This is a genomic window from Faecalicoccus sp., assembly GCF_036552745.1.
Taxonomy (GTDB): domain Bacteria; phylum Bacillota_I; class Bacilli_A; order Erysipelotrichales; family Erysipelotrichaceae; genus Faecalicoccus.
Window position 1 is genome coordinate 1 of record NZ_JAXKBY010000186.1, and the last position, 11292, is coordinate 11292.

Consider the following 11292-nt stretch of genomic DNA (forward strand, 5'->3'; position numbering starts at 1 on the left):
ATGGTACATATCAGATTATTTCAAGAGAAAACAATCAGGAAAAGTACAGGGCTTCTCGTGTTGACTTAGTCTTTGGTTCCAATTCTATTTTACGTTCCTATTGTGAATTCTATGCCCAAGATGACAACAAAGAAAAATTTGTCAACGACTTTGTGAAAGCCTGGGTAAAAGTGATGAATAATGATCGTTATGATCTCCAATAACAGCTAGGTAAAGAGTGAAAGTGCTCTTTACCTTTTTTTCTATGGAGTGCTTTTTTAGCTGGGAACGACTTTTTATGATACACTAAGAATACTGTAAAGGAGTATGCTCATGTTTATTGTAACGATACATGATTTAAAAAATATTAAAAAATTAAAAGAGGCTGGTGCTGATGCGATTATCATTGGTGTAGAAGATTTTTCCATTCGACAAAGTCTTACTATTTCTCTTAGAGATTTAAAAGAAGTTGTTTTACAGTGTCATGCACTGAATTTAAAATTGTATGTGAATGCCTTACGTTTTTTTATGGAAGATGAATTAAACTTGTTAACAGAGTTTTTAAAGACATGCAAAGAAGCCGGGGTGGATGGTATCTACTATAGTGATGAAGGTGTCTTCTATGAGGCACAGAAACAGGGGATGGAATCTTTGTTGATTTATCAACCGGAGACATTAATTACCAATCATATGGACATTGCGTTTTATTTGGAGTTAGGGATTCAATCCGTTTCACTAGCACATGAATGTTCTTTAGAAGAGATCTTACAAATGACAGAACAAAATAAAGAAGTAGAAATTTTGATTTCTGGTTATTTCTCAATTTTGTATTCCAGAAGAATGTTGGTCACTAATTATCTGGATGCGATTAAGTCAAACGAAAAAGGGCACAAAAAGGTATTAGATTTGATAGAATCGACACGTCAGGATCGAATGCCAATCGTAGAAGATGATTATGGTACTCATATTTTTAGTGAAGCACCGATTCAAAGTCAGAAGGAGCTGCCTGTTTTGAAAGAGCATGGATTATATCGCTTCCGAATTGACTCTATTTTTATGGATGATGATTGGACGATTCATGTATTAAATGCCTATCAAAATCAAACAGATGTACCGGGATCTAACCACTGGTATTATCAGACGACCATGAAAAAGAAGGAGGATAGCCATGAATAAGATTGAATTACTGGCTCCTGCAGGAAATCTGGAAAAGGCAAAAATTGCGATTTTATATGGTGCGGATGCGGTTTATATTGGAGGAAAACAATTTTCCTTACGATCTCGTGCCAGTAATTTCTCTTTGGAAGAAATGAAGGAACTGGTGGATTTTGCCAACGAAAGAGGGGCGCATGTGCATGTTACGGTGAATATGCTGCCGCATGAGGAAGACCTGCACGGTCTGGACGACTATTTGTTGGCCCTGGATCAGATCGGTGTTCATGCGATCATTGTCTGTTCACCGGCTATCATGATGAAGGCCAAAGAATTGGGCTGTCATTATGAAGTACATATTTCAACACAGCATTCTTCCACAAACTCCAATGCGGTTGCCTTTTGGAAAGAAAAGGGCATGGATCGTGTGGTATTGGGAAGAGAATGCCAAATGGATCAGATCGAAGCCATCTGTAAAAAAAATATTTTACCAATCGAAGTTTTTATTCATGGTGGCATGTGTATTTCTTTTAGCGGTCGCTGTGTCTTGAGTAATCATATGACCTTACGCGATGCCAATCGTGGCGGCTGTGCGCAAAGCTGTCGGTGGAAATATCATTTAATGGACAGCGATCATGAATTAAGTGATCCCAACAATCTGTTTAGTATGTCCAGTAAGGATTTACAGGCCGTAGATCAAATCGAAGCCTTTATAAAAATGGGGGTTGCTTCTTTGAAGATTGAAGGTCGCATGAAAAGTGCTTATTATCTGGCAACCGTTGTCAGCAGTTATCGTACTTTGATCGACCGTATTTATGAAAAAGGATATGCTTCCCAAGAGGATTTGGCGTATGCCAAAAGAGAAATTGCCAAGGCGGAAAACCGCCCGACGGGTCCAGGCTTTTATCAAGGCTTGCCAGGTTATAAGGTGCAGCTGTATCAAGATCATGATGAGACGGTGACCCAAGAATATGTGGCGATTGTCCTTGATTATGATGCCTCTTCACAAATCGCAACTTTACAGGTAAAGAATCATTTCTTACCAAATCAAACATTAGAAATCTTTGGTCCAAATATTTCAAGCACATTGGTTGAGGTCAAAGAAATCTATGATGAAAATGATATACCTTTAGCTGTGTGTAAGCAACCAATGCAGATCGTTAAGACCAAATGGGAAGGTCCTATCGAAAAAAATGCGATGATCCGTAAGATTCGTGTTGTGTCTAAAGACGGATTATGAGAAAATAGAACAAGCTGAAAAGAGGGATATCATGAAATTGAGTCAAAGTTTCTTCTATACATTGCGTGAAAATGCAAAAGATGAAGATAGTATTTCTAGTAATTTGTTAGTACGTGCCGGAATGATCAAAAAAACTTCCAACGGTATTTATATGATCATGCCGATGGGGAAAAAGGTATTGGCGAAAATTGAAAACATCATTCGTGAAGAAATGGATGCCAAAGGGGCACAGGAACTCTTGATGCCGGCTTTGATTCCGGAAGATGTGTATGTGCAGTCTGGTCGAAGAGATGCGTTTGGATCCAACATGTTTTCATTAAACGACCGGTATATGAAGCGTTATGTATTAGGTCCAACCCATGAAGAATTGTTTGCGGTTGCGGCAAGTATGAACGGAAAATCGTATAAAGATTATCCATACAATCTGTATCAGATTCAGACAAAGTATCGAGACGAGACACGTCCTCGTTATGGATTGATCCGTGTTCGTGAATTTATCATGAAAGATGCATATACATTTGACATCGATGAAAAAGGATTGGATGAAGCCTACCAGAAGATGTATGATGCTTATTGCCGCATTTTTGATCGTTTAGGTTTAGAATATAAGATTGTTAAAGCCGATACAGGGGCTATGGGTGGCCTTTTATCGGAAGAGTACCAGGCCATTTCCAGCATTGGCGAAGATACTATCGTAGGTTGTGAGGGTTGTGATTTTTCCAGCAATCTTGAAATTACAGAAGTCATCGATACGACGGAAGAAAGTCAGGAAAAAGAAAAAGAAATGCATTTGATGGAGACACCGAATGCGAAAACCATTGAAGAAGTCGCAGCCTTCTTTGGAAAAGAAGCCAATGATTTTGTTAAGACCCTGATTTATAATGTCGATGGAAAGATTGTTGCGTTCTGTATCCCAGGCGATCGTGAGCTTAACGAAACGAAAGTTTTAAAACTGTTGGGTGCCAACGAGATGGAGCTTGCTTCCTTTGAGGATGTAGAGAAGGTGACGCATGCCAAGGTAGGATTTGCCGGTCCAATCGGTATTGATTGTCCGGTGTATCTGGATCGCCAGATTCTTCATAAGAAAAACTTTATCGTGGGTGCCAATAAGACAGACCACCATATTGAAAATGTCAATATCAAGGATTTTGATTATGTGAAAGTAGCTGATCTATGTCAGGTCAAGGAAGGCGATATCTGTCCGGTTTGTGGAAAGAAATTAACCTTCCAGCATGGTATTGAAGTAGGGAACCTCTTTAAGCTGGGAACAAAATACTCAACTTCCATGAATCTGTTATATACCGATGCCAATAATCAGCTACAGCCGGTATGGATGGGAAGCTACGGTATTGGCTTAGAGCGTTGTATGGCTGCTGTTGTTGAACAACACAATGATGCATCTGGTATCATCTGGCCTACCGAGATTGCTCCGTTTAGACTGGCCATCGTACCGGTCAGCGCAAAGGATGAACAACAAGTTTCTATTGCCAATGAGCTTTATGAGTATTGTCGATCTAAAAAATATGATGTGCTCTTGGATGATCGCAATGAGCGTCCGGGGGTTAAATTTAAAGATATGGAACTGATTGGTATTCCGTATCGAATTACAGTTGGACGTGGTATTCAAAATGGCAATGTTGAATTTGTCACAAGAGCCAACGGTGAGAAAACAGAAATCTCCTTAGACGATATTAAAGCAAAGATTGATGCGATCTATACAAATCAGGGTGAGTAATGACTCATCCTTTTTTTTGTGCAAATTGTTTCAAAATATGTAAGAATCTTTCAAGAAAACGGTTACATCCATTTTTTGAGATTTACTTTTCCTAACAGTTAGGTTAAAATTACCCTATTAGGAGGACTTAGAATGGAAAAAAAGATTAGTATCAGCAATAACCAGGTGATTTTAAATTACAACAAGGCGTATCCGAAAGATCGTCAGGAATTTTTAGCCAGTAAAACATTTCAGGTTTATATTCAATATTTTATTTCCAGTCAAAAGGAAAAAAATGTGGACTTGTATAAATATCTGACACAGGATGGAAAATACGATTCGCAGGAAGCTGCTGCAGAATTTACTCATTTCCTTCGTTTGTTGTCGGTGTTTAAAATGGATGAGATTCGCAATGATTATGCATTGGATGAAAAACATCTGTTGGATACCATTGAAGAGATTTATAAATCATGGCGAGATCTGCAGCGTTTTGCGGTGATGTCCAGTGAAAACATTGATGGCTTTGGTGTCAATACTTTGGTCGCAAGAGATTCTGCCGTCAATTCACTTTTCTTGCGTACATACCGTTTATTTGAAGAACGTGCCATGCATAGAAGAAACGTAGTGTATCGTCAGGCGCAGGCCGGTACTAATGCATGTTTCTCTGTATATCGTCATAAAAATTTATGGGATCCTAAATATGAAGCATTGATGGACATTCCGGTCATTGATACTGTTATGCTTCGTACACCAATGATCCTGCATCCGAAATCCAGCAAGCGTGAAGGTGTGATCAATGAAACGGATACAAACCCAATCACATATTTTGCGGGTGATCCGGAAGAATGGTTCTGTTTCCCATGTAAAGTCGGAAAACTATTGTGCTTTGTATATTTCAATACAAAATATATTGCATCGGCTTTAAGTATGGCCAACTTATTCGAATTGGCCAGCCGCGAAGAATCAGAACAGAAACCGGATTTGATCTGTATTTATGGAAATCCGGATGATCGCAATGAAACACAGTTCTATCACGATGAAGCGAATGATATCTGGGTAGGATGCATCAGTGATCATCCACGTGTAGAGTATTTTGGATATTTGAAGAAAATGTGTTTGACATTACATAACCTTGCGATGATGCAAAGAGGATGGCTGCCAATCCACGGAGCTTTTGTCAACATTACATTAAATGATGGCAGAAGAAAAGGTTTGATGTTGATGGGAGATTCCGGTGCTGGTAAGTCAGAATCCATTGAAGCACTGAAAGCTGTTGGACACGATATCATCCGTGATATTGAAGTTGTATTTGATGATATGGGTACGATTCATGTTGAAGATGGTGTACCTTATGGACAGGGAACAGAAATCGGTGCCTTTGTTCGATTGGATGACCTAGATCCGGGAACACCATATCGTGATATGGACCGCGCTGTCATCATGGGACCGGAAAATCCAAATGCTCGTATGGTTGTACCGGCAAGCCCATATCGTGTTGTAGTACATAATCATACGATCGATTTATTTGCGTATGCCAATAACTATACGGATGAATATGGTCTAAAACAGCGTCCAATCGAGGATGTTAAAGAAACTTGTAAGCAGGGAAAACGTATGGCATTGGGAACAACGCAGGAAGTTGGTATTTCTACAACGTATTTTGCCAACCCATTTGGACCTATGCAGAAACAGGAGCTTTGTGAACCGCTGATTGATAAAATGTTCCAGTGCATGAAAGACAACGGCGTGTTTGTCGGGGAAATCTATACTCATTTAGGATTTGACCGTGCAAATCGTAAAGGTTTAGATATTGCCGCTAAAGAATTGCTTGAGTTCATCAAAAAATAGGAGATGATCATATGTATCAAGATTATGAAGCTTCGTTTTATTCACAAAATGAAGTAAAAAAATCCGTATTAAACAGCTATCTTTGGATGGCTATTGGTTTGATGGTGACCGCTGCAGTATCTTTTGGTTTGTATCGAAGTGGTACATTTTTAGCCATCATCGAACGTAGTCCATTCTTAGCTTTTGGATTGTTGCTTGCGCAGATCGTTCTAGTTGTTGTATTTTCTTCACAATTGGCAAGAAATACGTCTGCTGCCACTATGAAAATTTTATTTCTGTTGTATTCTTTAACCCTCGGTTTCAGCATGACATCCATTTTCTATGCGTATTCAGAAGGTGTTATCTTTGTTGCGTTTTTGGTAGCGGCCCTCTATTTTCTCTGTTTAGTGTTTATTGGCCTAACAACAAAGAAAGATATGTCGCGCATTGGATCGATTTGTTTTACCGGTTTGATTGCCATGATCATTTCACAAGTACTTTTATCCATATTTCATATTGGAATGGATACTCGTTTTATGTGCCTTGTAGGTCTGCTTCTTTTTACCGGGATTACGGTATGGGATATACAGCGTATGAATAAGATCATGACGTTCAATGATGGATCAATCGTTTCCAGAGAAAAGTTATCCATTTATTTTGCATTAGAGTTATATTTGGATTTCATTAACATCTTCTTATACATTCTTCAATTGTTGGGAATGGGAAGTTCAAAAGATTAGAGAAGAGCAAAAAAAAGCTCTTCTTTTTTGTGCAAATAAAAAGGAAGGATTGCCCTTCCTTTTACATTAAAGCACTTCTAATACTTTATTGTAGTCTGGTTCACTGGCTACTTCGGCACAATATTCAACGTGAACCAGCTTATTGTTTTCATCAACGACAAAGACAGCTCTTGTCAACAAGCCCAATTCTTCGATCAAGGTTCCACTGACCTTGGCAAAGTTTTGTCCTTTGTAGTCACTTCCCATGATGACTTTGTCATTGCTTTTGGCCTGGCACCAGCGATCCAGAGCAAATGGTAAGTCCATGGAAAGGGATACCACTGTGACATCGTCTCTATCCTTAAGTGAATTCATAAACTTTGCGACTTCCATCGAACAAACACTGGTATCAATGCTTGGAACGCTTAAGAATACACGTTTTCCTTTTAAAGTTGTGCTGTCAACTGTATTTAAATCCTTATCTACAAATGTAAATGCAGGCATTTCACTTCCTTCAACAAGAGGTGCGCCAACTAATGTTACTTCATTTCCTTTAAATGTTGTCATATGTATGATCTCCTTTTTACTGACTTCATCGTAACATGTCCCGGGTAGAAATCCTATTGAAATGCTCAAAGAAAAAGCACAAAAGTTATCCTTTGCGCTTTAAATTTTTCATATATGTTTTTAAGTTGGCATCCTTTGTAACAACCGGTTGGATGCTTCCTGTCTTGCTGGTGGCAATCACACAAACCCCTGGACCATGTCCGCTTGTATAAGAATCACTGTGTACGATCACACCGACACTGATACTTCCTTTTAAATAGTGCGGACCGTATTCATTATCATGATCTAAGATGGCGACAAAATCACCAAAGCGAAGGTCGTTAAGGCCATAGGCTTCATTGGCTTCTTTATCCTGGGTCATGATATCGTAATCGCCTTCCATCATGGTATTGCTTCCAAGACCGGAACCCATCAAAAAGGCCGGAACAACTGTAACAACAGGGAAGGTGATCCCTTTATCGGTTTCTTCGATAGGCATAGCTTCTAATAAATCCGGATCGATGTTCATCATATAAATGTCTTCATGATTTAAAAGCTTTAAACCTTGGCCATAAGCTTTGACCAATATGGTTTCATTGCCATCCATTTCCTCCAGGATCTTTTTGTCAAAACAGATCATCGTATGATCGATACCGCCGTGAGTTCCCGATACATAGCCTTTCTTACCTTTTTGTGGCCCGTTGATGATACGTGCTTCATTACCTACACAGGCAAATGTTTCCAAGGCATGATTTTCTCCATTGGATGGATTGGCTAGTGAGATGCCGGGCTCTACATGATCACCGGCTAATCCCATGCAAGGATCACCAATGGCATGAGAGTAAGTAATACCACCGGTACCAATTGGCATTCTGCCTTTTCCGTCATAGCCAACACGAAAGCCTTTCATACGAGGATGATCGACCTGTCCGTTGACGGCAATTTTTACTAATTTGTCACGATTGATTCGCATAACTTATTTCCTCCTTTGTCTAACGATTTCAAATCCAAATGCACTAACTGTACTTGCCGTATCCAACGCATAACGACAGTCTCTTCCATATTCTAAAAAAATGTTTTGCGTGGAATGTTTGGCCAGCTGTGCACTGATACCACGTAACGCGCCACCTAAAGCTAAACAAAAATTCTCAGGAAAGGTATAGTCATATAAAGATATGGCATCCTTTCGATGCGCCATTACAAGAGGTATTGCGTGTTGTTTTAAATAATAGATCAAATCTTCTTCTTTTTGGATCCAGTAGATGCTTAGATGCTCAAAAGCACCGGCACTGGCCTTTAAGATTAACGGTTCGACCTTAGACCAGTCTCTTTCCATCAAAATCAAACCATTGCATCCAGCTGCATATAAAGATCGACAAATACTGCCCAGATTATAAGGATCTTCAATCCCATCGATATGACATAAAAACCCAGATAGTGAATGATCCGGCAAACCTGGATGATGCTGTACACCGGCTTTTACAAGCAGACCACCATGGGTAGAAGAGCTGGCCATGGTTTGTATCTCTTCTTTTGTTTGATAGGAAACAGTAATGTTTCTTTGTTTGGCCAGATAATAGACATAACCAAAATCTTTATTGCGTTTTCCTTGTTCCATAATGACTTGAAAAATATCGCGCTTTTGATTTTCCAGTATAGCCTTCACCGAGATTTTTCCTTCAAATAAAAGTTCCATGGTCTTATTATAAGGCCTTTCCGAAATTAAATCTATATGATAAAATTTTGAAATGTAAGCGGGTGATCAAATTGAATTTTCGTATAACAGAAGAAATGAAAAAAAGAATGTTTGTATATGGAGGCTCTTTATCCATTGCGGTATTGATTGCCATGTTTTTTCTGTTTTTTGATCGAGTCGTTGACTTTATTCAATTCATCTTATCAATCGGATCCCCATTTTTATTAGGAATTTTTCTAGCCTTTTTACTGCATAAACCTTCAAAATGGTTTGAAAGAAAGCTGTTTGGAAATACAAATTTGAAACAAAATAATAAACGATTACTGTCAATCATATTATCTTTTATCTTGTTTCTATGTTTGATTGTCTTATTTTTTGGAACCATTATTCCAAGTTTGATTGATTCTTCCATGCAGTTTGCGGATAACTTTAAATCGTATTGGGGCAATTTAATGGATTATGCGACAAGTTTAGGGAAACAATTGAATATTTCGGGACAGGATATTGAAAGAGCGTTAAACGAAACGGATCTCTTCAATACTGTGACTTCGACACTGACTCGATATCTTCCGGAAATTGCCAATTATTCATACAATGTGATTCGTTTGATTATCAATTTTATCCTGGCTTTAGTGAGTGCTTTTTACATCTTATTGGATAAAGAAAGTCTGGTACGAGGCTTGAAAAAGTTGAATTATGCCTTGTTTGATAAATCTATGGCCAACTTTATCACCGCATGGACAGAAGATGCCAAGCTCGTCTTTGAAAAATACATTGTCGGAAGCATTATTGATTCTTCAATTATCGGTGTCAGCTGTTATATTGGGGTTTCACTTCTACAAATTCCTTATGCTCCAATGATTGGATTTGTGGTGGGCGTGACCAATGTGATTCCGGTTTTTGGGCCGTTTATTGGCGCTATCCCGGTAATTGTACTGTTACTTTTGATTGATCCGATCTATGCGTTGATCTTTGCGATTTTTATTTTGATCCTGCAGCAGATTGATGGCAACGTGATCAAACCGATCGTATTAGGTGATCAGTTAGGAATTTCCGGATTCTGGATTTTATTTTCAGTTACGATTGGCGGCGGTATCGGCGGCGTGGTCGGAATGTTCTTAGGTGTGCCTGTATTTGCCTTGTTGTATGCTGGGATACGAGATTTCTCAAAAAGTCGTCTTGCGCAAAAACACATTCATATTACGGATAAAAAGGGAACTGTTGATTAACAGTTCTATTTTCATTTCACTGGATTTTTTTAAAAGGTATTTGTATAATTTAATCTCTGTGAGGTGAAACTATGGATTTTTTTGTACATACCCTTGAACATACACTGGAAGATACATGGATGATGTTTCCTTTTCTTTTGATTACTTACATGATCCTGGAAGTATTTGAAAGACGAAACAATAACAGGGACGAAAAGATATTTTTTGGTTTACAAAAATATGGGCCTTTAGTCGGCGCTATTGTAGGCTTGTTGCCACAATGTGGTTTCAGTATTCTGGCAGCCATGTTGTTTGTACAAAGAAATATCACATTAGGTTCATTGTTAGCCGTGATGATTGCGACAAGTGATGAAGCCATACCTATCCTTTTAAGCAATCCTTCTTTATATTCGACTTTAGGTCTTTTATTAGTGCTCAAATTTGTGATTGCGGTTGTGATCGGCTACTTTGTAGATCATGTACTTTATCGCCATCAAAAAGTTGTCTATTTTGAAGATATGGAAGAGGAGCCTGAACAGGAAGACTTTGAAGAAGAACAGGATGGTTCCGCCTGTCCTTGTTGTTATCCGGAATATCCGATCTATATCAGTGCACTTATTCGATCATTTAAAATTTTTGTATTTATCTTTGCGACAAGCTTTGTATTGACCTTATTGATTGAATGGATCGGTGAAGAAAATTTAAGTACGATTCTTTTGTCCAAATCATTCCTTCAGCCGATATTGGCAGCTATCTTTGGTTTTATTCCAAATTGTGCAGCTACAGTTGTATTATCACAGCTTTATATGACCGGACAACTGCAGTTTGGTTCTTTATTAGCCGGACTGATCACAAATGCAGGTTTGGGACTTGTGGTATTGATTCGCTATAATGAAAATAAGAAAATGGTATTTCGCATTATTGCGATCTTACTGATTGTAGCGGTTTTATTCGGAATGGGATTCTTTATTCTCGAGAATTTGATACAGTTCTAAAAAATGAACTTGAATCTGAGAAGACATGTGAAAATGATATGATCCCACTAAAGTGGACACACGAAATAAATAAACAAACGTGTATCTATGGAGGTGGGATTTTTCTATGGGAAGAAAGCCAAAATTATCTGCTGATATGAAGGTATGTATCTGCAAACAATATCTAGATGGAGAGAAAAGTGCAGCAGAGCTCTCTCAGGAATATGGTATTTATTG

Annotated in this window: 11 protein-coding genes; 8 read left to right on the forward strand and 3 right to left on the reverse strand. The window is 38.5% G+C overall.

All coding sequences use genetic code 11. The features are described 5' to 3' along the window. The 6 genes from U0M88_RS08915 to U0M88_RS08940 form a co-directional block, all read left to right on the forward strand. A partial coding sequence (locus U0M88_RS08915) for a hypothetical protein (protein WP_331869585.1) occupies window positions 1–203 on the forward strand: 203 nt, incomplete at its 5' end. A gap of 109 nt (window positions 204–312) precedes the next feature. Further along, window positions 313–1155 (forward strand): peptidase U32 family protein, encoded by an 843-nt coding sequence (locus U0M88_RS08920; RefSeq protein ID WP_117446134.1) that lies wholly within the window; start codon window positions 313–315, stop codon window positions 1153–1155. Further along, on the forward strand, window positions 1148–2371 hold the full coding sequence (locus U0M88_RS08925; RefSeq protein ID WP_331869586.1) for a peptidase U32 family protein: 1224 nt from the start codon (window positions 1148–1150) through the stop codon (window positions 2369–2371). Before U0M88_RS08920 ends, U0M88_RS08925 begins: the two co-directional genes overlap by 8 nt. Window positions 2372–2402: 31 nt before the next feature. Beyond that, the gene (locus U0M88_RS08930; RefSeq protein ID WP_117446136.1) at window positions 2403–4106 is read left to right on the forward strand and encodes a proline--tRNA ligase; all 1704 of its coding nucleotides are present in this window, start codon (window positions 2403–2405) and stop codon (window positions 4104–4106) included. A 132-nt stretch (window positions 4107–4238) separates the two neighbouring features. After that, window positions 4239–5933 (forward strand): hypothetical protein, encoded by a 1695-nt coding sequence (locus U0M88_RS08935; protein ID WP_117446137.1) that lies wholly within the window; start codon window positions 4239–4241, stop codon window positions 5931–5933. An 11-nt stretch (window positions 5934–5944) separates the two neighbouring features. Further along, window positions 5945–6652: a Bax inhibitor-1/YccA family protein gene (locus U0M88_RS08940; protein ID WP_117446138.1), complete on the forward strand. Its 708-nt coding sequence runs from the start codon at window positions 5945–5947 to the stop codon at window positions 6650–6652. Between the two features lie 66 nt (window positions 6653–6718). Here U0M88_RS08940 and tpx read toward each other — a convergent pair whose 3' ends face one another. From tpx to U0M88_RS08955, 3 genes are all read right to left on the reverse strand, one after another. Next, entirely contained in the window at window positions 6719–7198 is a 480-nt protein-coding gene (gene tpx, locus U0M88_RS08945) for a thiol peroxidase (protein ID WP_331869587.1), read from the reverse strand. An 85-nt stretch (window positions 7199–7283) separates the two neighbouring features. Next, entirely contained in the window at window positions 7284–8150 is an 867-nt protein-coding gene (locus U0M88_RS08950) for a DUF4438 domain-containing protein (RefSeq protein ID WP_331869588.1), read from the reverse strand. A gap of 3 nt (window positions 8151–8153) precedes the next feature. Then, a complete protein-coding gene (locus U0M88_RS08955) occupies window positions 8154–8873 on the reverse strand; it encodes a TrmH family RNA methyltransferase (RefSeq protein WP_117446141.1) in 720 nt (239 codons plus the stop codon). 95 nt (window positions 8874–8968) lie between these two features. Here U0M88_RS08955 and U0M88_RS08960 point away from each other — a divergent pair, with 95 nt between their 5' ends. Continuing rightward, entirely contained in the window at window positions 8969–10102 is a 1134-nt protein-coding gene (locus U0M88_RS08960; protein WP_181965597.1) for an AI-2E family transporter, read from the forward strand. A gap of 71 nt (window positions 10103–10173) precedes the next feature. Beyond that, window positions 10174–11076, forward strand: a complete 903-nt coding sequence (locus U0M88_RS08965) for a putative manganese transporter (RefSeq protein WP_168966834.1) — start codon at window positions 10174–10176, stop codon at window positions 11074–11076. The last annotated feature ends 216 nt before the right edge of the window (window positions 11077–11292 follow it).